We start from the raw sequence: 23,921 nt of genomic DNA, 5'->3' as shown, positions 1-23,921 counted from the left end.
GCAAGGAAATGTAATGCATGTTAGCAATATGGGCACAATGCGGTCATATTGTCCTGGGTAGCAAAAGATAGCAGGAATGTTCTGAAACAGTGGTTTTAATAAAGTGCTCGTAATGGTTTGTCAAATACAATTTTCATCAGCGGGGGTGGCGAGGGCTTAAAATAAATTGTTTAAGTGACTTGAAATATTACAGTATTAATGTAAATGTTCTCTTGGATGGTTGAACAACGCTATCAGCTACAACGGCTCCGGACGGCAGAGATGTCTTTTTCACGAGCCTGCTTGCGATTGCACTGTAAAGACGCTGGACGGGAATGAACAGAGGAGCTGGCGCTTTCGCCTTGACAAAGTTGTTGATCTGTGGTTAAATTTCTGCGCAATTGACACGTATCTTCTGCGAAAGTGTGAGGCTCATCTCTGTGAGAAGATCATGTCATTGGTGTTATACCTTCCGCTTATGCACATTTGGCAGGAGGGCTTTTGGAAGTGGGCATTGCCCGCTTTTTTTTATGTCCGCATATAAGAGATCATTTTTTTTGAAAGCTTTCATCTCTTCTGATAGTAGTTTTTGGTGTTTGATATGAGTGAGCTAATTGTTGAAAAAGTTCAGAGCTATCTCAATGAGCTGCTCCCTGACATGGGGTTGGAACTCTTTGAGGTACAGTTCCGGACAGAGGCCCATGGTTGGGTCTTGCGTGTATTTATTGACTGCAAAGAAGGGGTTAGCCTGGATCATTGTAGTAATGTGAGCCGGGAACTCGGTCAGTATCTTGATGTGGAAGAAATAATTAACCATGCTTATAATTTAGAAGTTTCATCTCCTGGGCTTGAACGGCCGTTAAGGTCGCTTGAAGATTTCAGCAGGTATAAAGGAAAGAAAGCTCGAGTTAAGGTTCATAACGCTATTGAAGGGGTTAAGACCTTTGAAGGTATTATTGGCGATGTCGGTGAAGAAAAAATATACATGAACCTTGCCGATGGGAGTTCGATGCAGTTTACGTACGATATGTTTAGTAAGGCAAGGTTAGCCATTTAAGCTGGACGGACTGTTTTGAAGAACAATGGATGTAACTCCGGTTATCGGAGATGAAAGTCATAGTGACGGGGTAATAGAATGCTATCAGATTTAAAACGCATAATCGACCAGATTAGCAGGGATCGAGGTTTTGATAAAACATTACTGATAGAGGCCATCGAAGAGGCGGTCCAGTCTGCAGCAAGAAAAAAATTCGGTAGTCGCCGCGATATTGAAGTGCGTTACAACGAAGAATTCGGTGAAGTCGAGGTATTTCAGTTCCGTATAGTTGTTGAGGAGGCTGAAGATGAACAGACCGAAATCTGTTTGGCAGATGCCCGCAAACTCGACCCGGAGGTACAGGTTGGTGATGAACTCGGGGAAAAGATGGAAAATATCACCGACCTTGGCAGGATTGCAGCTCAGTCCGCCAAGCAGGTTATTATCCACCGCATGAAAGACGCGGAGCGTGAGGTGATCTATGACATGTTTAAAGATCGCATCGGTGAAGTGGTGAGTGGTATTGTCCAGCGATTTGAGCGGGGGAATATGATTGTCAACCTTGGTCGCACAGATGCAATTTTGCCAAAAGATCAACAGATTCCCAAAAGATCTTTCAAGCAGGGAGATCGAATCCGCGCCTATTTAAAAGAAGTACGTCAGACAAGCAGGGACTCTCAGCTTATACTTTCCAGAACCTGTGATGAATTTTTGGGTAAATTGTTTCAGATGGAAGTTCCCGAGATGGCCGAGGGTATTGTTCGGGTCATGGGTGTCAGCAGAGAACCGGGATTTCGTGCAAAAATTGCAGTAAGTTCCTCTGAGAGTGATGTCGATCCGGTAGGCGCCTGTGTCGGTATGAAGGGTGCGAGGGTACAGAATGTTGTCCAGGAGTTGCAGGGGGAACGTATTGATATCGTCACCTGGAGTCCGGACCCTGCAAAGTATGTCTACAACGCTCTTGCACCCGCTCATGTCAGTATGGTCATGGCCGATGAGGATGCAAACTCACTTCTCGTCGTCGTCCCAAACGATCAGCTTTCCCTGGCAATTGGCCGTCAGGGACAGAATGTTCGGCTCGCTTCAAAGCTTATCGGTTGGAGGATTGACGTGAAAAGCGAGCAGCGCTATGCTAATCTGCAGGACCCAGGTTATCAAAGTCTGCTTAAGTTGAAAGGTGTTGATGAAACTCTGGCGGACCAGTTGCTCGGAAAAGGCATTTTTTCAACCGCAGTTCTTGCAAATAAGTCGGTTGAAGAGCTTACTGTCTTGAGATCAATCAATGAAGACTTTGCCCAGGCGCTTATAGAGCAGGCAAAAGAGATTCCTTTTGAGCAGAGTGAAGCTGTTGCTGTACCGGATGAGTCAAACGGTAATGTTGTTGAACAAGAGGAATCGCAAGTAGAACAGACAGATGTTACGGTCTCAGTTGATGAAAATGATGGGCCCATCGATGTAGAACAACAGAATGCCGATGAGAGTGAAGGTTCTTGATAAAAAAGTTTCTTTGCGCACCTGCTGCATATGCAGGACTAAAAAGCCCAAATACGAACTTCAACGTTTTGTCTGGCAAGACGGGAAGATTCAGGAAGATCCTGGTCAGACGCTGCCAGGGAGAGGGGCTTATTGTTGTACTGATGTGCACTGTGCTGAGCTACTTACGAGTAAAACAAAAAAATGGAAGAGATTGTTTCGTCTTTAAATATAGAGATTTAAAACGGTTCATTTCGGTGCAGAGAACAATTACCGATAAGATAATGGATCAAATGATTGTTGCGATGCAATACGGGAGTAGAGGATGAGCAGAGTTAGGGTATATGAGCTGGCCAAAGAGGCTGGAATGAGCAGTAAAGCGTTGACTGATAAATTGATTGAACTTGGCTTTGATATCAAAGGGCATAGTTCAGCGGTTGACGACGAAACAGCAGAGAAAATACGGAATACTGTTCTGACATCGGCGAATACCGAGCTTGTTGAAAAGCGTATTGACAGCGATACTGAAGGATCAACTGTTATCCGCCGTCGGGCCACTGTCATCAGGCGTCGAGCTCAGGTAAAAGAAGAAACCGAGCCTGAAGTGGAAGATGTCCAAGATGTTGTGGCAGAAGATGCTGCAGTTGATCAGGTCGAAGAAATCAGCGCACATCCTGTCGCAGAAAAACCGGTTGAAACGGTCTCAGCAGCTCAAGAGGTCGAGCCTCCTGCTGGAGAGACAATCTCTGTGGATCAGGGCGACAGCCCAAAACAAGATATCTCCAAGAAAGTCGTTACAAAGGAAGCCACTCAAAAAGAAGTCACTGCAGAAGAAGATAAGGTTACTTCAGAAGTGGTTGAGACGTTGGCTACTGAGCAAGACGAGACTCCTGAGGCTGCTAAGGTCGTAGAAACAAAAGTCCAACCTGTTAAGGCGGCAAAACCATCTAAAAACAAAGAAAAAGACACTGCATCATCTCATAAAAAAGATAAGCAGGCTGCCCAGGGACAAAAACGGCCAATGGCCCGGGTAATTCGAACCATTGAGCTTCCCAAGACTGAAGAACCTAAAAAACCAAGCAGACCGCCTCAGAGAAGCCAGGGCAAACCGCCGGTATCCAGAAAGCCCGTAAGTACTGCACCCGCGGATGCTGTTGTTCCGGGGATGGTTCAGACTGAAGACTCAAACCGCACCCGCAAGAAAGGGAAAAAAACAGGTCCTGATCTTGAAGAACGTGGGAAGGATGCTCGTCGGGGTAAAAAAGGACAGAAAAACGTTAAGTTCACTCATTTTGCGCAGGAGCAGCTTGGGCGTGAAGGGGGCCGAAGGAAGAAAGGACGAAGGGCCAAGGTCGTCGCTGCACCTTCGGAGATGAAGGCGAGCAAGAAACGTTTTAAGGTCTATGATACAATCACGGTAGGGGATTTGGCCCTCAAGATGAAAATCAAGGCCAGCGACGTTATTGCCAAATTGATGGGCCTTGGAGTAATGGCTACCATCAACCAGCCTGTTGACACGGACACGGCAACCATTATTGCCGCAGATTTTGGTTACGAAGTTGAACAGGGGGTTACTGAAGAGATTGGAATGCAGCTCCTGAGTGAGGCCGAAGAAGGTGGTGAACAAAAGCCACGTTCTCCTGTTGTTACTGTCATGGGACATGTCGACCATGGAAAAACATCAATTCTTGATGCCATTCGAAAAACGGATGTCGCAGATGGTGAGGCTGGTGGAATAACTCAACATATCGGTGCTTACCATGTTCGTGCAGGTTCCGGGGATGTCACCTTTGTTGACACTCCAGGTCATGCTGCTTTTACCGAGATGCGTTCAAGAGGTGCCCAGGTAACCGATATAGTGGTCCTTGTGGTTGCAGCAGACGATGGTGTTATGGACCAGACGCGTGAGGCTATCCATCATGCCCAGGCCGCCGAGGTGCCAATTATCGTTGCAGTCAATAAGATTGATAAAGACAATGCTGATCCGGACAGGGTCAAGCGTGAGTTGTCTGAGCTGAATCTTATGCCGGAAGAATGGGGTGGCGACACCATGTACTGTGAGACTTCCGCAAAACAGAATATTGGTATTGATGCTCTTCTTGAGGCTATCCAACTCCTTGCTGAGGTTTTAGAGCTTCGTGCGGACAAAGGAAGAAAAGCGAGAGGCCGTGTTGTTGAAGCGCAGTTACATAAAGGTCGCGGTGCAGTTGCAACGGTTCTTATCCAGGATGGTACCCTGCATTTAGGTGAGTATTTTGTCGTCGGTCAGTTTGCAGGTAAGGTAAGAGCAATGCTTGACGATAAAGGCCGTCCGATTCAGGAGGCAGGGCCTGCCATTCCTGTAGAAGTTCAGGGCCTTTCAGGTGTCCCAAGTGCAGGAGATGAATTCATCGTTGTAACCGATGAAAAAATGGCCAGAAACGTATCCCAGGTCAGGTCGCTTAAAGCGCGTGAAAGTGAGCTTGGTGCCAATACTAAAATCTCACTGGATAAGCTTTTTGAACAGATGAGTGAAGGAGACGTACAGGAGCTTAAAGTTGTACTCCGTTCGGATGTTCAGGGTACACTTGAGGCCTTCGCCAAGGCGGCTGAAGATCTATCGACCAAGGAAATTAAGGTTAAGGTGCTCCACGAAGGCACCGGTACGATAACGGAATCAGATATTCTGTTAGCCTCAGCCTCTGACGCAATCATTATCGGTTTCAATGTGAGACCAAGTCTTAAAGTAAAAGAGTTGGCCACGAAAGAAAACGTCGACGTCAGATCATATGATGTTATTTATCACGCCCTAGACGATATTCGCAAGGCGATGGTCGGAATGCTCGACCCAACCTTTGAGGAAGAAGTCATCGGGCTTGCAGAAGTTCGTGAGACCTTCAGCGTACCTAAGATTGGGACCATTGCAGGCTGTTATGTTCTGGATGGAAAAATTATGCGGTCAGCCCAGGTGCGTGTACTTCGAGATGGCGTAGTGATTTACACTGGAAAGCTGGCGTCCCTCAGACGTTTCAAGGATGATGTGAAAGAAGTCCAGTCAGGGTATGAGTGTGGTATAGGCGTCGATAAATTTAATGACATCAAGGTTGGAGATAACTTCGAAGCATTTATCATGAATGAGATTGAAGCTACCCTTTAATCAGAAGAGGTTTGTATAATTTCATGAATACATCGTGGCAATTTTAAGGGGAGCCTGCAGATTTGTTTCTGCAGGCTATGCTCTTTTTTGGTACACTGTGTAGAGAAAATGTTTTTTTAGACCCAGCTTTTAATATGCAATTCATTCTTTTACGAGTTTATTAAATTGAGGTAGTACAGTGTCGGTATTTGATCCAAAACAGACCCTTGATTCCATTGGAATAGGTGATAAGCGTGAACAGAAAAGATCATCCAGGGTTGCAGAGGCTATTCGTAATGAACTCTCTATTCTGTTGATAAGTAAAGTCGGGGACCCTCGCTTAAACAGTGCTTCCATTTCGCGGGTTGATGTGACAGATGACTTGAGTCTTGCCCGGATTTTCTTTACAGTATTGGGTGACAAAAAAGAAAGAAGAGAAGCTGAGAAGGGCTTTCAGCGCGCGAGTGGCTTTATGCGAAGTCATATTGCCAAAACGCTCAATCTTCGTTTTACCCCGGTATTACAGTTTCAGTACGACAGTGTTGCTGACAAAGTTGCAGAGTTGGACGAAATTTTCAAGGAAATAGCGGATGAGCGACAGTCTTCCCCGGATAATACCTGAAAAACTTATATGCGATATCCACAATTATTCCCATGTGGTGCTGTTTACCCATTCACATCCTGATGGAGACGCTCTGGGGTCGCTGCTGGGATTTGCTTCGATTTTAGAATCTCTTGGGAAAAAAGTGTTCTGTCTTATTGAGGAACCGATCACTCATCTGTACACATTCTTGCCGGATAAAGATCGTGCCAGTATTTCCGTTGAACGGTATAAAAATTTCGTCTCTGATGCAGGGGAAGATCTGGTCAGTATTGCTCTTGACTGCGGTGATGAGGACCGCCTGGGAATTTTAAAACAAGAGGTTCTCAGTAACACTCCTTTCTGGGTCATTGATCATCATCAGTCCCATAAGGATTTCGGTACGGGGCGCTGGGTTGCCCCTGACTGTTCTTCCACAGGAGAAATGGTGTATGAAGTCGGGATGTTGCTCGGGGCAGAGTTAAGTCTCCAGGCGGCTTTCAATCTTTACGTCGCAATCTGCACGGACACCGGTTCTTTTCGCTATGAAAGTACAGGCCCACGGACTATGGAGATCGCAGGACAATTGATAGCAAAAGGGGTTAAACCCCATGTTGTTGGCTCTCATATATATGACAATTTCACCAAACAACGCATCAAACTGATGGAACTTGCCCTGGGTTCCATTGCTTTGCATGAAAGTGAGCAAATTGCTTTTATGACAGTTACCCAGTCAATGCTTCAGGAGAGCGGAGCAACTCTACAGGATGCAGAAGGCTTCATCGACTACCCGCGTTCACTGCAAAACGTAAAGGTGGCCGTTCTTGTGAAAGAAGCCTTGAATGGAACTGTTTCCGTGAGCTTGCGGGCGAAAGGGCAGTGCAATGTTGCAAGTGTCGCTAAACAGTTTGGCGGTGGGGGACATAGGAATGCTGCAGGGTTTCGTTGTCACGGTAAGGCTTTTGCGCAGGTTTTGGATGACGTTTTGGCTGTTTTAAAAACAGCTGTGACGGTGTCTGACCCGATGGTTGTCAAGGATAGGGTAAACTGACATTTATGGATGTACAAGAGGTAGAAGGCTTTGAAGCAGGGGTGTTTTTAATTGATAAGCCTGTCGATATAAGCTCTTTTGGGGTTGTCAGCAGAATGAGAAAAATTCTGCACATGAAAAAAGTTGGCCATGCGGGGACACTGGACCCCTTTGCGACCGGTCTTTTGATTGTCTGTGCTGGTCGACCCGCTACGAAACTTATATCGCAGTTTATGGATGGCGAAAAGGAATACCTTGCTACGCTTCGTCTGGGCGTTGAGACTGAAACCCTGGACACTGAGGGAGAAATAATCAAACGGCGCGAGGTGGGACATATTTCAGCAGAGCAGATAGAACTATGCCTTGCAGGCTTCAGAGGACGGCAATTCCAGGTGCCCCCTGCCTATTCAGCCCTTAAGCATCAAGGTAAGCCTCTCTATTATTACGCTCGAAAAGGTATCAAGATAGAGAAAGAAGCTCGTGAGATTACCATTTCAGTACTTGAACGTACAGACGGTATAGCTGATATTGTCGGCACTGAGGGACAACTGCAGATACGCGTTGTCTGCAGCAAGGGAACCTATATCAGGACACTTGCAGCCGACATTGGTTCGGCACTGGGTTGTGGTGCACATCTCACGGCGCTCAGAAGAACACAAAGTGGTCGCTTTTCCGTGGGGCAGTCTCTTAACTGGGATGAGCTTTCACATGAAAACGCCATCGAATTCTGCATGAAAAAGATGATTAGTGTAGAAGAGGTTGCTAAATTGTTGCAATAATCAATCGATTTGACTAGTGTGTCGGTGACAATTTTTACAAAAGTATCTAATCGGTTTGCCGGGTTCGCCACATTCAGCAAACCATCTATTGTCGTAATGAGTAATTCCGCCTATAATAAGGGTGGAGCAGGTTTTAGAGTAAATAATAACACTATTTGAATATATCGTTTCAGGAGGATTGTCGTGGTACAGTCAGCGGTTAAAAAAAATGAAATAATTGAGAAGTTTAAGGTCCATCCGACAGATACTGGATCTTCAGAAGTACAAATTGCTCTTCTTACTGATCGTATTCAGTATCTCACCGAGCACTTTAAAGTACACAAAAAGGATCACCATTCAAGACAGGGACTCCTCAAGCTGGTTGGTCAGCGACGCAGCCTTCTTGACTACCTGAAAAAGAAAGATATTAACAAGTACAGAACAATGCTGCAAGAGTTGGGGCTACGCAAGTAATTATCGCGTGCTGTTGTGACCTTGTTGCCTATGGCAAAGTGCCGTAATACGCCTCAAACAGTTCATTTGTTGAATTGTTTGAGGTTTTTGTTGTTTTAGGAAAACCGAAAAAAAGCATACGGGGCTGGTGGATAATCCAGTCGGATAAATTGGCGCTGCGCCTTTCCCTGATGCTACACATCTGGAGAAAACATGTTTACTAAAGTTGAAACTGAAATCGGTGGAAAAATCATTTCCATTGAAACTGGCAAAATTGCCAAACAAGCATCAGGCTCTATCGTTATTCGCTCTGGCGAAACCGTGGTTCTCGTCACAGCTGTCGGGGCTGGAAAAGCCCGACCTGATGTTGATTTTTTACCTCTGACCATCGAATATCAGGAAAAACTGGCGTCCGTTGGCCGGATTCCGGGCAACTATTTTCGTCGTGAAATTGGCAGACCAAGTGATCACGAGGTTCTCACCTGCCGGATCATTGACCGGCCCATGCGACCACTCTTCCCTAAAGGCTATCGAGCCGAGACGCAGGTAATCGCGACAGTTCTCTCTGCTGATCAGCAGATCCTCCCTGATGTTCTTGCTTTGACCGGTGCGTCTTGTGCTTTATCCCTGTCTAACATTCCCTTTGATGGTCCGGTGGCCGGTGGACGGATTGGCTACATCGATGGTGAGTATGTTCTTAATCCAACTGTTAAGGAACTTGCCAAATCCGCCATGGACATCGTTGTGGCATGTACCAGAAAGGCCATTGTCATGGTTGAGGGAAAAGCCGATGAGTTGAGCGAAGATGAAGTTCTTTCCGGCATTTTCTATGCATTTGAACATCTTCAGCCACTGCTCGATATCCAGGAAGAATTACAGAAAAGCTGTGGTAAACCAAAAGTTGAGGTTGTTGCTCCTGAGATCAACGAGGAACTGTTGGCAAAGGTTAAGGAAGTTGCAGCTGCCGGGATGGAAAAAGTATTTACAACCTCCGACAAGCTTGAGCGTGGTGGTGTCTACGACGCATTAAAAGACGAAGTAATCGCTAAAATCGACCCTGAAGAAGAAAATAAAAATGAGATCAGTGAACTTCTCTCTTCCTTTAAGAAGTCGTATATGCGCGGCAAAATCGTCAATGAGGAAATCAGGATTGGTGGCAGAAAGTATAATGAAATACGTGACATCAATTGTGAGACCCAATATTTACCCAAAGCCCATGGCTCTGCACTGTTTACCCGTGGAGAGACTCAGGCTCTCGTCAGCACAACCCTGGGCAGTGAAAGGGATAAACAGCGTGTTGAAACCTTAAACGGGGAAGAAAGCATACGGTTCATGTTGCATTATAATTTCCCTCCGTACTGTGTTGGCGAGGCAAGAATGCTTCGCGGCCCATCCAGACGGGATGTTGGACACGGAACCCTTGCAACCCGTGGACTTGAGGCGGTTTTGCCAAAGGAAGAAGATTTTCCTTACTCCATCCGGGTGGTTTCTGAGATTCTTGAATCCAACGGTTCTTCCTCCATGGCCTCTGTCTGTGGCGGTAGTATGGCACTGATGGATGCCGGTGTTCCTATCAAGCGCCCTGTGTCTGGAATTGCTATGGGACTCATTAAGGAAGGTGAGAAGATTGCCATTCTTTCAGATATCCTCGGCGATGAAGATCATTTAGGGGATATGGATTTTAAAGTTGTTGGTACCTGCGACGGTATCACCGCCTTACAAATGGATATCAAGATTGACGGTGTAGATCGGGAGATCATGGGTACAGCCCTTAATCAGGCCAAAGAAGGCCGTATCCACATCCTTGGGGAAATGGAAAAAGGTATCTCCACTGCCCGTGACGCCGTAGCTGAGCATGCTCCCAAATACATGGTCCACAAAATCAATCCGGATAAAATCAGAGACATCATTGGACCTGGTGGAAAAATTATTAAAGAGCTTTCGGCTGAGTTCGATGCAAAAATTGAAGTCGACGATAGTGGTCTGATCAAGATGTTTGCACTCAACGGTGAACTCGCTGATGCACTTGTGGCTAAAGTCAAAGCCATCACGGCTGAAGCAGAAGTTGGCGCTGTCTATAAGGGAATTGTCAAGACCATTAAAGATTTCGGTGCCTTTGTAGAAATTCTTCCTGGTACAGACGGCCTGGTTCATATATCCGAACTTGACCATAAGCGTGTAACCAAGGTTACCGATGTGGTAAATGAAGGCGATGAGATTGAGGTCAAAGTGCTTGACGTGGATAACCGCGGTCGGATTCGTCTCAGTCGCAAGGCGCTTTTAGAAAAGGAATAAACATCTTTTCATTGTAGCTTTCAGGCCGACTTCTTTACAGCGAGGAGTCGGCCTTTTTTGTATGAAATTTCGGTTACATTGTTTTTAAACCGGATAAATAGGGGAAAAGATGGGAGATATAGACGTACAATTCTGTTGGCTCCTGCCAGAAGGTGAGCGGAATCTCACGTTGCCAGCATATGAGACCGAAGGTTCAGCCGGAATGGACATCATGGCCGCGGTAACTGGCGATACTATAATAGAACCCGGCCAGATTACCCTCATTCCAACGGGTTTTGCGGTAGCAATTCCTAAAGGGTATGAAATCCAGGTTCGTCCACGTAGCGGGCTTGCGGTAAAAAACGGTATAACCCTTATTAACAGTCCCGGTACAATCGATTCCGATTATCGGGGTGAGGTGAAGGTTGCTCTTGTAAACCTTGGAAGGGGTCCTTTTACAGTTACAAGAGGGGCAAGGATTGCTCAGATGATAGTGGCCCCGGTGCAGAGAGCTCGTCTTATCGAGGTTGAGGTCTTGGACAAAACAAAACGGGGTGCAGGCGGTTTTGGACATACCGGGGTGTAAGATTATGCGATTTTCAGTTCTTGGAAGCGGGAGTCGCGGCAACGCCGTTTATGTCGAGAGTCGCAACACAGCCATTCTCATTGATGCAGGATTTTCAGGCAAGCAGTTACAGCAGCGAATGCAGTCGATTAATCGTGATCTGGCGGATATCAAGGCAGTTTGTATCACCCATGAACATAATGACCATATTTGTGGGGTTGGTGTCATTTCAAGGAAATACAGAATACCTGTTTGCATCAATGAGGGAACCTTTGAGGCGGCTGCTTTGAAAATAGGAAAGCTCTTTGAGGTCAGGACGTTTGCAACAGGAGATGTGCTGCGAATCGAGGATCTTGAGATACGCTCCTTTCGTGTTTCCCATGATACCGCAGATCCGGTTGGTTATGTCATTTCGGACGGAGATAAACGTTTGGGGTATTGTACGGATACTGGGAAGACCTCACATCTGATGGCACAAAGACTTTCATCTTGCCATGGGGTGATTCTGGAGTTCAATCATGATCTGGAAATGTTAAAATATGGTCCCTATCCTCTGCCACTGCAACAGCGTGTGCGCTCCAGTCGAGGGCATCTGTCCAATGATGACGCCGCTGATTTTCTTCGAAATGTTTTGGGAGAATCGATACAAGAGGTGGTGCTTGCCCATCTGAGTGAAAAAAATAACTCAGTAGAACTCGCAAGACAGGCTGCAGGTACATCGATGCAGCAGTGGCCAACGGTGAAATTGCATATTGCACGTCAGGATGAGGCCATGCCACTGTTGCAGTTGTAGGGTAGGGGACAGGTCTCATATAAATATTGCTGAATAAGCGAATTACTCGCAACCAGCAAAAGCCTTTTTAAAGCCTGTCCCGGTAGAGTACCTATAATTATCCTTTTGGGATATAAATTCTTTTATCTTTTGGCTTTTTAAGGTTTTCCTTATATAGAACAAAGGTTTTACCGATAAGCTGCACCAGAATACTCTCTGTTTTTTCGGCAATTTCTTCCGAGGTTGCAACCTTATCCAGACCGCTGTTATTGCTGAGTTTGACCTTGATGAGCTCGTGCCGAAGCAGTTCTTCACGGGTCATGGCGAGGAGTCCGGGACTCAAGCCCTCTTTACCTATTTGTACGAGGGGATTGAGTGGATGCGCTAAGCCCTTGAGATATTGTTTCTGCTTTGTGTTAAGAACTACGGGCTCTTTTTTCTTGTCTGACATATTCGTTGCTTTTTCCTTGTATGATACTGCAAACATTAATCGCTAAATAGATGAGCGAACAGCCTTGGCATATCCACTCGTTGTGAACCTCATTAATGAATGAGGTTGGTGAAAATTTCATAGCCTCCAACCCAGGTGCCAATGGCAGAGCCAAGGCCCGTGAGAAGGAAAACCAGAAAGACCCGGAGAAGACGATTTTTCCACCAGCCTTTTATGCTACTGATGTCATCTCCTGCGTTCTGGAACTCCTTGACGACAGGTGGACAGGCAATAGCCTGTACAAAAGCTGCGACATAACCGGCACCGATGACCGGGGTCAAACTGGTAATTGGAGCGGCAACAAAAGAACTGACAATGGTTAGCGGGTGTGCCAGCGCAAGCACCGCTCCAATGGCACAGGGCACACCATTTGCCATGATCCAGTACAGTAGATTCTCACCGGCCACAGAGGCCCCTTTCTGGCTGCCTATAACGACGAGTGACCCAATGATCAGAGCCGGGATAAGCCAGCCGATGATCTTATAGCCTTTTGAGACAGGTGGAATACTGGTGATCTCTTCCAGTTTTGATTTATTGTCAGATTCAAAAGAGCGTATCATTCCTGCGATATGTCCCGCACCAACTACGGCCACTATGCGTTTTCCCATGGAGGATTTAATCTTCTCGTTGAGATAGATATCCCGTTCGTCGATGAGAACCCGTTTGAGATCAGGCAATGCACTACCCATCTCATCCATCAGTTCTGTGAGGACATCTTTTTGTTTGAGTTCCTGCAGTTTTTCTTCTGATACTTCTTCTTTATCAAAAAGGCTGGCAAGAAGCGAGGTGAGAAGGTAGCCTTTTTTGAAGAATGAGGTCGATTTCCAGGCCCTTCTCAGCGTGATACGGACATCACGGTCACAAAGAGAAATGGGAATCTGCAGATTTTTTGCAGTATTAGCCGCTGTGAGCAGTTCCGCTCCAGGCGTTACTCCGAGCTTGCCTCCCATGCGTTTCTGGTAGGATCCCATGAGCAGCTGAACGAGCAGGGTAGAAAGTTGTTTATTTTTGACGATGGTTTTCAGATTGAGCTCTTCCCATTTCTTCTTCTGGGTAAGAGCCTGGTATCGTTTGTCATCGAGTTCCAGGCAGACACAGTCCGGTTGTTCCTGTTCAATCACCATTTTCACAAGGTCTGCAGATTCCTGTGAGATATGAGCCGTGCCAACAAGGAGAAACGTTCTGTCTCCAAGCCTTACTGTATGGACGTCACTTGAGTATTCATGGGCTGGAAAAGGTGTGTCACTGGTTAGCATTGTTTTATTAAAGTAAAAAATGAATTGGTCCCAATGAAGTAACGTGTGTAGCCTGGAAATCGGCTTGATGCATGGTAGGCATCAACATCCATTTTGTCATGGGTTAAAATTCTAAAGAAGGAAAGGAGCAAGCTGATAATGGCTCAGACCTGCTAGCCTTTCTTAAGCTTGAGGGTTGAGCCTGGATGGATCAGGTTTGATTTCAGTTTATTCCATTTTTTTATATCTGTCGTGGAAGCACTAAATTTTCGGGAAATACTCCACAAAGAATCACCATTTCTGACACTATAGTAGTGAAAGAGGTCTTCCTTACTAGTGAAGTGTTTCTTTTTCTCTGAATGCAAAACCATGAGATTGGAGTTCGCTGTATCGTTTTTCCTGGATGCTGTCTGTGGAATATTTGTCGCCTGGTTGCCATTATCAACATATAAGGCCAGTTGTTGTCCTGCTCGAATTGTATGGGTATTTTTCAAGCCATTCCATGCAACAATCATCTCTGGAGTAACCCCATATTTTTGGGATATTTTAGAGACAGTTTCACCCTTTTTTATGCGATGAAGAATAAGACTGTCTTTATAGGCAAGCATGGCATCGGAAGAACCTTCCGGCAGCAGCTGATATGTTAAGGTATTGTATGGGATACGCAGATTATATCCGGTCCTGAGCTTACTGCTTCTGAGATTATTTACCTTCAGTATGGTTGTCTTGTTCACGTCATAGCGTCTGCATATGCTACTGAGGGTGTCGCCTTTACGTATTTTGTGGGTCTTGTACCCTGTCGTTGCTATAGTGTGAAGGCGTGAAAGGTTTTTCTGTGCGAGTGTGCCTCTTGCCTCAGGTACCTTCACTTCATATTCTACCTGGTTGACTGGAGTCCGGTTGTTTTTCAGTTCATGGTTGAGTTCTTTTATTTCTTTTAAAGAACTGTCACTGATAAGCGCTATGGCATCCAGAGGCATGCCAGGCCCCACTGTGATGGTATCATAGCCAAGGGGCTGTTGATAGTTGATGTTCGTAAAACCATAGCGTTCGGGGTCCTTGGCAATAATGAGTGCCGCTATAAGCTTTGGAACATATCTTTTTGTTTCAAGGCTGAGGTGCTTTTTGGAGGCAAGTTCCCAAAAATCGTTGACATTATGTTGGCGTAAACCATTTCTGATCGTTCCAGGACCACCGTTATAGGCTGCGACGGCAAGATACCAGTCGCCAAATTCGTCGTAGAGATCAGAAAGGTAGGAGACGGCTGCCTGAGTAGATTTAATGGCATCACGACGTTCATCAACATACTTGTCGACTTTGAGGTTGTACTGTTTTCCGGTGGGCTGCATGAATTGCCATAAGCCAACAGCTTTTGAGCGCGAGCAGGCGAGCTCATAGTAGCCGCTTTCAATCATCGACAGATACATCAAATCTGTTGGTAAACCGGCCTCCATGAGCTGCTCTTGCATTATCGTTTTGTATCTGCCTGATCGGGCAAGCCATTCTGCGAATTGATTTCGCTGCTTTCCTTGAAACAGGTTAAGATACATCTGAACCTGTTTGTTGATCACGACTGGAAAATCATATTGAACGTCATCCTGGAGTTGACCCATCGGCGACCTGAGTGATGGGCTCCACATTCCCGTCAGATTTAGCTCTTGAAGCTCTTCCTTGAGGCACATAAGAGGTTCAGATTCCACAAGATCGGGATCATTTTCAGTCTCATCCTGAACTTGTTGTTCGCTTAAGGTATTGGATTCATCATCATTGAGTACCATGTAGTTATCGAGACTGGCGCAACCAGAAACAAATGTTATGATGATGAAACAGAGAAGTATTGAAGGGAAGTGCAGTGATTTTAAAGTCATTGTGTAATGTATTTGGTGGATTAATATTCCACGTACGCAGTAAAAGACCGGTAAAATTGTAACTCATGTATTGAGTTATGTGATTTTACTGAGTACATTTGCGAGAGTTTAACCTCAGAAAATAATTGACAGTATTTAAACTCTAACTCGAAAGCAATTGCAAGTTTTATGAACGTTACATGGTTTATCGTTTCACTTTGATACCATTTTCATTCATCAGTTGCTCAAAATAAATTCAATTTATGCTAAAAAAGTTATTTTTTACCCTCGTTATCTTGACTGTTATGGCAACCTGTGGCCTTGCGGGCTGGCTCTATGTACTCGTTGTCCTTGAACCTGGAGATGAAATCAGCGAGCAGAACATTGAGAGCATTTTAGGCAGGGAGAGTCACGTATATTATAGTGACGGTACTACCAAGCTCGGGGTGTTTTTCGATACAGCCCACAGACAGTACGTGAAATACAGCGAAATCCCCTCAGACTTTGTCAACGCACTGGTTGCTGCCGAAGATGGACGATTTTTTGAGCATTTTGGCTTTGATATCGGTGGAATTGGCCGGGCGATGGTTAAAAACATTCAAGCAGGAAAGGTTGTACAGGGTGGAAGTACTCTGACCCAACAGACGGCCAAAAACCTCTTTAAACGAGAAGACCGTTCCTATAAAGCCAAACTGAAAGAACTGTTGTTTGCTCTGCGTCTCGAATACCATTACCCTAAAGAAAAAATATTTGAATTCTATGCAAATCAGTTTTATGTCAGCGGCAATGGACATGGATTAGGTGTGGCGGCGCGCTACTATTTTGATAAAAAGCCATCTGAACTCAATCTCGTTGAATGTGCATTTATAGCGGGCAGTGTGAAGCAGCCAAACTATTACAATCCATTTATCAAAAAAACGGAAGAAGGGGCGGAAAAAGCAAAACAACGGGCTAAGGTGCGCTTGAGGTACGTTCTGGACAAGATGAGAGAAAGTGGACATATTGATAGCTTTGCCTATAATCAGGCGCTGGCAATGGATATAAATTTCAATCAGGGCCGTGTTGGCTATTCACTCGACTACTCCATGGAGCTAGTGCGTGAGGCGGTCTCTTCAACCAGTGTAAGGGAGGCCCTTGAGGCCCAGGAGATCAGCAATATAGCAACGTCAGGGGTAAAGGTAATTACAACTGTTGACAAAGGTTTACAGCAAGAGACGCTGGCGTCCCTGCGAAGGGAACTCTCGAGGTTGGATGTACGCCTGAGAGGCTATACCCGTGAAGAGGTGCAAAAAGAACTTACCGCCCTTGAGTATAGTGGAGACAGTGAAGTGACTCAAGGCGCTTTTCTTTTTGGTACTATTACGGAAATAGCAGGGGCTGGAAAAGAGACCAAAATCAAAGTAGAGCTGGATAAACGACTTGGAGAGGCAGTAATTGATGCAGATGGACTATTGCGATTGGTTCTGGCCGATGTCAAGTACAGGAAGAATCTCTGGAGTGAAACCGAAAAAAAAGATCTTGATCTTCTTGTCAAGGAGTTGCAGGTGGGAGACAGGGTCTGGGTGAGTGTAAGAAAGGTCAGTGATGATTGGGAACCCCATCTTTTAGACCTTGAACGATATCCACTGGTTCAGGGAGGGGCGATTGTTGTTCATAAAGGTAAGATCCGGAGTATTGCAGGAGGCAGCGAAAACAGGTTCTATAACAGAGCCATTCACGCCAAGCGAACCATGGGATCGGCGTTCAAACCTCTTGTGTATGCTGCAGCCCTTCAGCTTGGCTGGAATAGCGCTGATCTGCTAAAAAACAGCAGGGATCTTTTCATCTACCATGGCAAACCTTATTTCCCAAGACCTGACCATGTGAGTCCCCACGAATGGGTATCAATGAGCTGGGCTGGTGTACATTCGGAAAATGTCGCATCAGTGTGGTTGCTTGCAAACCTCTGCGATAAATTATCCACAGACGAATTTCATGAGGTAGCGGAACAGGTTGGGCTAACCCCTCGAATAGTTGATGGACAGGAAGAGCCATACAGGGCTTATAGAGACCGAATTCGCGATCGTTATGGAATCCAGGTGAATAAGAAAACCCTGAGAGAAGCAGCGTATCATCTTGCCGTCAAGAATCTGGAAACGGATTTTATTTTTGATGATAAGATGGATGAATACCAGGTTTTAAAGGGATTACACTATGGCCAGGACTACGGTCAATTTCGCCATGATATCGGCGCGGCTATTGCACAGGAAAAAAAGAAAAAGAAGGCCAATAACAGGATTATCGACGAACTGTTTTTCCGGCTATCTCTTCTGCAAAACAGTTATCTTTCCGTTGCATCCCTGCGTGGTGAGCTAAAAAACTGGCAGAAGCAGGTAGAACTGGTTGTCAATCAGCCGTTTCCAGATGCCGGTCAGGTTATGGCAAGTCCTACTGGCGCGGCTCTTTATGTAGATGAGACAGGAAAAGAATTCTATTATATGCCGTCACAATCTGGTCTTGGTGGTTTAATCAGAGTAAATACCATTGATCTGGTTCATTATCTGAGTCAGCAGAGCAGCTTTGCACGTAATGCTTTTTGGGAGCAGATACATGTCAATGGAACCTTGACGGCTTTTGCCATCGATAAAACCGATACACAGCTCGAACATGAATACGCAAAATTACTCGATGCCCTGCCCTATGAATTTGATGTATTGGCGGGAGTACATGATTTCCGCGTGACTGTGGGGCTTTATTATCTTAAACAGTTGTCAAAACAACTTGGTATTAATAGCGAGCTGGAGGCTGTGCTTTCTTTTCCTCTTGGTTCAAATGTGGTCACCCTTTTTGAGCTAACCCGGTTGTATGAAGGCCTCGTCACAGGTAGTGTGACTACGTTTTATGAAGAGACGCAAGAAGAAGATAACGATTCCCTTGCCATTATCGATCGGATTGAATCAGAAGACGGGCGAATATTATATCAACCGGAACAGACACAAAAAAACGTTATAGACGCTAAAACCAGCCTTGCTCTGGGGGGCATTCTGGAAAACATCGTCAAATTTGGCACAGGCAGAGCGGCAAATAAAATTGTCAGCTTTGATCGACCTCAAACGGATGCAGGGGGCGAGGAGAAAAAAAATACCATAGAAGAGCTTGGTCTTTCGGTACCGCTTCTTGGAAAAACCGGAACGGCCAATAATTATACCAATGCCTCTTTTTTTGGTTATCTCCCCGAGGTTACAGGTGACGGAGTTGCAATGACACTTGATAACGGTTATGCCATAGGGGTATATGTAGGGTTTGATGATAACAGCCCAATGCGTCGTAAATCGAGCCGTATCAGTGGTTCAGCTGGAGCATTGCCGGTGTGGAGTTCCATTGCAAACGCTATCATTCAGGAGCAGGATTACGTAAGCAGACTTGACCCCGTTGACCTTTCTTTTAACGGACTTGCCATAAAAAGGCCGGCTCTTGGGCAGTTAAATCTGGGGGTGACTGAGGACTCGGGGGGGGCTGTCACTGAGCCATACCAGGAAGTCAGTGAATTCTCCCGTTTTACCCCCTCGATTCTCACTTTTGGCAAAAAAAGTAGTGCCGGGAGATTTGTGCCGGAGAGAATCTATGAACCGTATTGGAAAACCACTGGAGAAGCAGTACAGTAAACCAAGAAATTATAATTAAACTGGTAAACAAAAACATGTCCTCCCTTACCCTGTTGGAGGGATAACAGCCTCTTGGGTGATGCGGGCGGCCGCTCGCTTTAGGATCCTGTTGGCTGGCTTATACCTTTGTTTCCCTAAAAAAATACCGAGACTTCATATGAAAAAAATAGCCAAAAGTTTTGCACTTTCAATGTGCATTGCAGGTCTGAGTGGTTGTGCCGTTCCCGATTTGCCAAAGGTACCTCCTTCCCCTCCCAAAAGTAGTACATATCAGGTCCCTGTAGCCCAACCCAGCCAGGACACAAATGCTGCCAAAACGGTTACCTTGCCTCGTTATCTTGATATCGGAGCGGAACCGGAGAGTCCCATTGTGGAAGAAGATATTGAAGTGGTTCTCCCTTCAATGGTCTATGTCAATGATCGAATCTTTGAATATGGGCGAAAACTTGACAGGTGGAAAGAGCTGGACCGTAAGTCTGTGGGGGCGGAGGTAGGTGAGGATGATGCCGCAAAAATGGTTCGCTGTTTCAGGAGACTGCAGGATGTTCTCAATGGTTACAGTGACCTTCGCAATAAAATGCTTCAGGCTGGGGAGGTATCTGCCGCCGATCAGATCAGCAGTGAAGACTTGTTCAAACTTCAGACAGCAGATATTGAATTTTTAGAAGAAGATTGCGGGCGTATGGTGTCGGAATCCGAGGATCAGGCTGTCGGCTGGAACAAAAGAGAAGAAGGGGCGGATCTGTCTCAACTGGAAACACTTATCGACAGATACGATGAAAGCCGTGAATATTCGGAGGTTGTCCAGGTCTGGCTTAAAATTCCGCCATTTCAAATTCCACGGGTTCATGTCAAAACCAAGATCAAATACGGAAATGCTCTTATCTATCTGAATCAGGAAGAGAAGGCAACGGAGGTGTATCGCCAGATTGTGGACCAGATGTCCGACTCCGATGAGCAGGCCACTGATTTGGTTTCACTCAGAAAAATTCTGGCTGACCTCTATACCGCATCAGGCGATTTTAAATCAGCTGAGGTGCAGTATAAGAAAATATCTGAAGATTATCAAAATCTGGGAAAACTTGAAGAGTGGTCCAAATTACAGCTGTCCATCCTGGATAGATCCGCTGAAGGAAGCCCCGAACTTTCAGAATATTCTTCTCTTTTACGTGACTATCTCGGTTTTATCCCAGAACAGCAGGGCTATAGAACTGTGTGGCAGGCTGATACGTTCCTCTCAAATTATCCGTATTCAGCAGTTGCCTCAAATGTTGATTTTTTACGGCAATCCTCATTATCGCGCGCCGATGCATGGTTCAATTCCTTTATTGCTTCGGTAGATGCTCTGGGAGCTGAGAAAAAGTTTGATAAGGCCTTAGAATTGCTTGAAACTCTGCCGTTAGATGTTATTGACGCAGACAAACAGTTACAGGTCAAAGCAAAGAATGAGGAATTGTTGCTGGCAGCTGCAGTGGATAAGGAAACCGACAAGATGGCTAAGATGCAGGAATTGCAGCATCAATGGAATAACGGGATGCTGCTTGTCAAGGGTGAGCGATATGATGAGGCTATTGATGTTTTTACCAATCTTCTTGACACGGAATACGGAGTAAAGGCCGAAAATAAAATTAATGAAGTATCACTTGAGGCGGCGAAGGCCGATCGCAAAAAAGCAGCTGGCCTGTTTATCCGTTTCACCAAGACAACAGACCTTGAGAGCCGCAAAAAACTGCTCATTGAAACCAGACAACTGTTACGCAATATCCTTGTAAAATATCCAGGCGTTGAGATTATTTCAAAGGTCCAGGGAAATATTGAAAGGGTTGAGCAGGAGATGATTCAGATAGACCCTAATCTTATATCAATCGCTGATCAGGGGACTCAGGAAGTGCCTGTCGATGGTCTTGACAAAGCCTTTGACAGCAATCTGATACAAAATGAACCGGTGGCTCCGTTAATTGAAGAGAACGGTGAGGGAGTTATGCGTTAAGGTAATATTAAAAATGTAATCTTTCATTCCTGGATTATTGAGGTCTTCACCATGATCGCAGGACAGATGAAAAAGGCCAGCCGGATATATTAAAATCTGCTGGCCTTTTTTATTCTACGGTTTCAGTTCAATTTTTAGGGAGCCTTCTTCAACGCCAATGGATTCGACGCCATCGGCAAAGGCCTTCCAGAAACCTTCATCTGCACCGAATTCTTTGATAAGGTCAATGTTTTTCAGGCCACCCAACCAGCTGTTTGGCATGGGCACCCCCATGAGACTGACGCCTTTGAGTTTTACCACAGGCCGTCCGTCTTTGTAGGCGAGCTCAGCCCCGGCCTTTACTTTAAAAGTTTTTCCACCAAGCATCGGAAAATCGGGGTCAAGGGGGATGAGTACTTTGATACTGATCATATCCTTGGCCAGATCGATGGCGAGTTTGTCTGCAAGATCGGTATTTTTTGCCAGCATGGCATTAACTTCCCGCTCTGTAAAATGAACTTTTCGTAAATCGGCATCCTCGCGATACGGTTCAGGGGCAAGTGTCTCGCCATTTCCCGTCTTTTCTGGCTCGCTTTCAAAGCCTTCAAAAATTGTGAGTTTTCTCGACAACTGCTGCTCTTCTTTGGTGGACAGGGTTACCGGCTTAAATGGAGCAGGAAAGAGGAAAATTTTAATTGCAAAAACGGTTCCTACGGCGGTGATGAGCATGGCAAGGGCAATAATGCCCAGTGTCTGCTTGACCGAGAATCCTTTCGACGGGGGAGAAACCTGTTGCATTGGCGGCTGTTGTTCCATGGAAATATCCTGTTAGAAAATGTGGGAAAGCTGTGTTATTGCCATAATATAATTGATTCCTATAGAATATAGCATATTATCTTGAGTAGTACTTCTTAAGAGCACTCTTATCATATAAATCATTTAACAAATGGAGATAGTATGCAAAAGAAAATCCTTGTACCATTGGCATATGGTTTTGAGATGGTTGAAGCCCTGAGCGTAGTTGATGTTTTCCGCCGGGCTGGTGTTCATGTCGATCTGGCTGCAGTGGGGGACGACCTCCAGGTTGTTTCTTCCCATGGTGTTCCCGTTGTTGCTGATATGTTTATTTCTGCCTGCCGAGATAACCAATATGATCTCATTGTCCTTCCAGGGGGGATTCCCGGCTCGGAAAACCTGGCGCTGTCTGTCGATCTATCTGAGCTGCTTAGAAAACAAAATGATGCGGGTAAGCTCTACGGTGCTATTTGTGCCGCACCTGCACTGGTGCTGGGAGAGAAAGGACTGCTGGATGGAAAAAATGCCACCTGTCATCCTTTATTTGTAGAGAAACTGCCGTCCCAGGAGCATGTTTGTGAGAGTGTCGTTTTTGATAAGAACTGTGTTACGGCAAGAGGTGCAGGATTATCCATCGATTTTTCTCTCAAGCTCCTCGAAATTCTTCTGGGACCCGATAAGAGAAAAGAGGTTGAAAAACAGATGGCTCTCATCTAGTTCCGACCCCTTTTGACCGAGAAACCATGGCGGCCTCTTTTGGTATTTTGTCAGAAAAAATGGTCTAGCTATGGCCGTTATCCAGTGAATGGGCTAGTAGATCCTCCAAAGAGACAAACAGGAGGGCTGCTTCATGGGTCGCTAATAAATTCACATGGGGAGCTGCATTATTTTCCAGAGCTTCTTTCCAGCGAGATGCACAAAGGCACCAACGATCGCCAGGAAGAAGGCCATCAAAGCCTGCAAAGGGCATGGGTGTTGAGAGGTCGTTACCTTTTTCTTTGGAAAATTTCAAAAACTCCTCTGTAACCTGCACGCAGACCCCATGCACTCCATAATCGTTGTCGGTGACTTTACAGCTGCCTTCTCTTGTAAACCCTGTCATTGGTTCTATACTGCAAATTTCAAGTGGGGTACCAAGTACATTTTTATGTTCTGTCATAAATGCTTACCTCGTTTTTAACTGGGACAGGTTTATTTTCGTTTACAGGGATGATAATCTGCTGCATTTTAATTATGCATAGAAAAATAGTAAGAAAGACCATAGAAAAGGCAAATGATTTTTGGTCGTATCTGTAAAGAGCCCTACAATTCCACCGTTTTTCCGAGGAGTCTGTAGGTAAATCCCCAAAGGAAGTAATCCTGAAGAGGGAAGGTGGGAAATAGCTTTCCTGGAAGCATTTCAGTTTCACTGTGATTTGCCGGTTCCGCAAAATTCTGTAAGGATACCCAGGCGCTGTCTACAATCTCAGACGTGTTGAGTGAGATCGCTGGTCGGTCGGGAAGTGAAAACAAAAATGGTTGAACCCAGAGCAGGTGTTGAAAGTTTTGTCCTGCCGGCTCTGGGGAAAGTGTCTGGACTAGCTGAGAGACTTGAAGTTCGATGCCTGTTTCCTCTTTTGTTTCACGGATACATGTGTCCAGAAGTGTCTTGTCGCTGTGCTCTTTTCTGCCGCCAGGAAAGGCAAAGTGACCGGACCAGGGGTCATCAGGGTGGCTGGCTCTGCGAAGAAGGAGATAACTTGTCACCGGGTGTTCACAGCGAATAATCGCGACAGCTGCACTAACATGTATGCCTGTGTTTTTCATGGGACAAAAATGAATGGTTGTGTTAATCGAAGTTCATATCTATTGAGAGTACCTTGTTTTATGGAAAAAGCAATGTTCCGTTCTTTCTCTAAAGGTAACT

Annotated in this window: 20 protein-coding genes; 14 read left to right on the top strand and 6 right to left on the bottom strand. The window is 45.6% G+C overall.

Annotated elements, in window-relative coordinates; all coding sequences use genetic code 11:
• Positions 1-580: 580 nt before the first annotated feature.
• The 11 genes from rimP to FCL48_RS05210 all read left to right on the top strand — a co-directional run bounded on the left by rimP (position 581) and on the right by FCL48_RS05210 (position 12,056).
• Positions 581-1,036 carry a ribosome maturation factor RimP gene (gene rimP, locus FCL48_RS05260; protein WP_136871210.1) on the top strand — a complete coding sequence of 152 codons (456 nt, stop codon included), beginning with the start codon at positions 581-583 and terminating at the stop codon, positions 1,034-1,036.
• Between the two features lie 78 nt (positions 1,037-1,114).
• The gene (nusA, locus tag FCL48_RS05255; protein ID WP_136871209.1) at positions 1,115-2,509 is read left to right on the top strand and encodes a transcription termination factor NusA; all 1,395 of its coding nucleotides are present in this window, start codon (positions 1,115-1,117) and stop codon (positions 2,507-2,509) included.
• Complete coding sequence (locus tag FCL48_RS25860) at positions 2,484-2,717, top strand: YlxR family protein (RefSeq protein ID WP_136871208.1); 234 nt, start codon at positions 2,484-2,486, stop codon at positions 2,715-2,717. The genes nusA and FCL48_RS25860 overlap by 26 nt, the downstream gene beginning before the upstream one ends.
• A gap of 96 nt (positions 2,718-2,813) precedes the next feature.
• Entirely contained in the window at positions 2,814-5,624 is a 2,811-nt protein-coding gene (infB, locus tag FCL48_RS05245) for a translation initiation factor IF-2 (RefSeq protein ID WP_136871207.1), read from the top strand.
• A 178-nt stretch (positions 5,625-5,802) separates the two neighbouring features.
• On the top strand, positions 5,803-6,225 hold the full coding sequence (gene rbfA, locus FCL48_RS05240; protein WP_136871206.1) for a 30S ribosome-binding factor RbfA: 423 nt from the start codon (positions 5,803-5,805) through the stop codon (positions 6,223-6,225).
• The gene (locus FCL48_RS05235) at positions 6,194-7,234 is read left to right on the top strand and encodes a bifunctional oligoribonuclease/PAP phosphatase NrnA (RefSeq protein WP_136871205.1); all 1,041 of its coding nucleotides are present in this window, start codon (positions 6,194-6,196) and stop codon (positions 7,232-7,234) included. Before rbfA ends, FCL48_RS05235 begins: the two co-directional genes overlap by 32 nt.
• A gap of 5 nt (positions 7,235-7,239) precedes the next feature.
• Entirely contained in the window at positions 7,240-7,992 is a 753-nt protein-coding gene (gene truB / locus FCL48_RS05230; protein WP_136871204.1) for a tRNA pseudouridine(55) synthase TruB, read from the top strand.
• A 183-nt stretch (positions 7,993-8,175) separates the two neighbouring features.
• Positions 8,176-8,445: a 30S ribosomal protein S15 gene (gene rpsO / locus FCL48_RS05225; protein ID WP_136871203.1), complete on the top strand. Its 270-nt coding sequence runs from the start codon at positions 8,176-8,178 to the stop codon at positions 8,443-8,445.
• 192 nt (positions 8,446-8,637) lie between these two features.
• Positions 8,638-10,719, top strand: a complete 2,082-nt coding sequence (gene pnp, locus FCL48_RS05220; RefSeq protein ID WP_136871202.1) for a polyribonucleotide nucleotidyltransferase — start codon at positions 8,638-8,640, stop codon at positions 10,717-10,719.
• Between the two features lie 109 nt (positions 10,720-10,828).
• Positions 10,829-11,284 (top strand): dUTP diphosphatase, encoded by a 456-nt coding sequence (gene dut / locus FCL48_RS05215; RefSeq protein ID WP_136871201.1) that lies wholly within the window; start codon positions 10,829-10,831, stop codon positions 11,282-11,284.
• Positions 11,285-11,288: 4 nt separating this feature from the next.
• Positions 11,289-12,056, top strand: a complete 768-nt coding sequence (locus FCL48_RS05210) for an MBL fold metallo-hydrolase (RefSeq protein WP_136871200.1) — start codon at positions 11,289-11,291, stop codon at positions 12,054-12,056.
• A gap of 97 nt (positions 12,057-12,153) precedes the next feature.
• Here FCL48_RS05210 and yhbY read toward each other — a convergent pair whose 3' ends face one another.
• The 3 genes from yhbY to FCL48_RS05195 form a co-directional block, all read right to left on the bottom strand.
• Entirely contained in the window at positions 12,154-12,486 is a 333-nt protein-coding gene (yhbY, locus tag FCL48_RS05205; RefSeq protein ID WP_169309093.1) for a ribosome assembly RNA-binding protein YhbY, read from the bottom strand.
• 92 nt (positions 12,487-12,578) lie between these two features.
• Entirely contained in the window at positions 12,579-13,781 is a 1,203-nt protein-coding gene (locus tag FCL48_RS05200; RefSeq protein WP_136871198.1) for a TraB/GumN family protein, read from the bottom strand.
• A gap of 152 nt (positions 13,782-13,933) precedes the next feature.
• On the bottom strand, positions 13,934-15,628 hold the full coding sequence (locus tag FCL48_RS05195) for a LysM peptidoglycan-binding domain-containing protein (protein WP_136871197.1): 1,695 nt from the start codon (positions 15,626-15,628) through the stop codon (positions 13,934-13,936).
• Positions 15,629-15,870: 242 nt separating this feature from the next.
• Between FCL48_RS05195 and FCL48_RS05190 the strand changes: the two genes are divergently transcribed.
• Together FCL48_RS05190 and FCL48_RS05185 are read left to right on the top strand one after the other, a co-directional pair.
• Positions 15,871-19,251 (top strand): transglycosylase domain-containing protein, encoded by a 3,381-nt coding sequence (locus tag FCL48_RS05190; RefSeq protein ID WP_136871196.1) that lies wholly within the window; start codon positions 15,871-15,873, stop codon positions 19,249-19,251.
• Between the two features lie 157 nt (positions 19,252-19,408).
• Positions 19,409-21,241 carry a hypothetical protein gene (locus FCL48_RS05185; RefSeq protein ID WP_136871195.1) on the top strand — a complete coding sequence of 611 codons (1,833 nt, stop codon included), beginning with the start codon at positions 19,409-19,411 and terminating at the stop codon, positions 21,239-21,241.
• Between the two features lie 114 nt (positions 21,242-21,355).
• On the opposite strand, the gene FCL48_RS05180 is transcribed toward FCL48_RS05185, so the two are convergent.
• Entirely contained in the window at positions 21,356-22,036 is a 681-nt protein-coding gene (locus FCL48_RS05180) for an arginine N-succinyltransferase (RefSeq protein WP_240744751.1), read from the bottom strand.
• A 141-nt stretch (positions 22,037-22,177) separates the two neighbouring features.
• Between FCL48_RS05180 and FCL48_RS05175 the strand changes: the two genes are divergently transcribed.
• The gene (locus tag FCL48_RS05175) at positions 22,178-22,732 is read left to right on the top strand and encodes a DJ-1 family glyoxalase III (protein WP_136871194.1); all 555 of its coding nucleotides are present in this window, start codon (positions 22,178-22,180) and stop codon (positions 22,730-22,732) included.
• Positions 22,733-22,796: 64 nt separating this feature from the next.
• On the opposite strand, the gene FCL48_RS05170 is transcribed toward FCL48_RS05175, so the two are convergent.
• Together FCL48_RS05170 and FCL48_RS05165 are read right to left on the bottom strand one after the other, a co-directional pair.
• A complete protein-coding gene (locus FCL48_RS05170) occupies positions 22,797-23,174 on the bottom strand; it encodes a DUF2237 family protein (RefSeq protein WP_136871193.1) in 378 nt (125 codons plus the stop codon).
• A gap of 143 nt (positions 23,175-23,317) precedes the next feature.
• Complete coding sequence (locus tag FCL48_RS05165; protein ID WP_136871192.1) at positions 23,318-23,821, bottom strand: CoA pyrophosphatase; 504 nt, start codon at positions 23,819-23,821, stop codon at positions 23,318-23,320.
• Between the last annotated feature and the right edge of the window lie 100 nt (positions 23,822-23,921).

It is taken from the genome of Desulforhopalus sp. IMCC35007, assembly GCF_005116575.1.
Classification (GTDB): domain Bacteria; phylum Desulfobacterota; class Desulfobulbia; order Desulfobulbales; family Desulfocapsaceae; genus Desulforhopalus_A.
The sequence above is the reverse complement of the archived record's forward strand: the minus strand, read 5'-3'. Positions and strand labels throughout refer to the sequence as shown.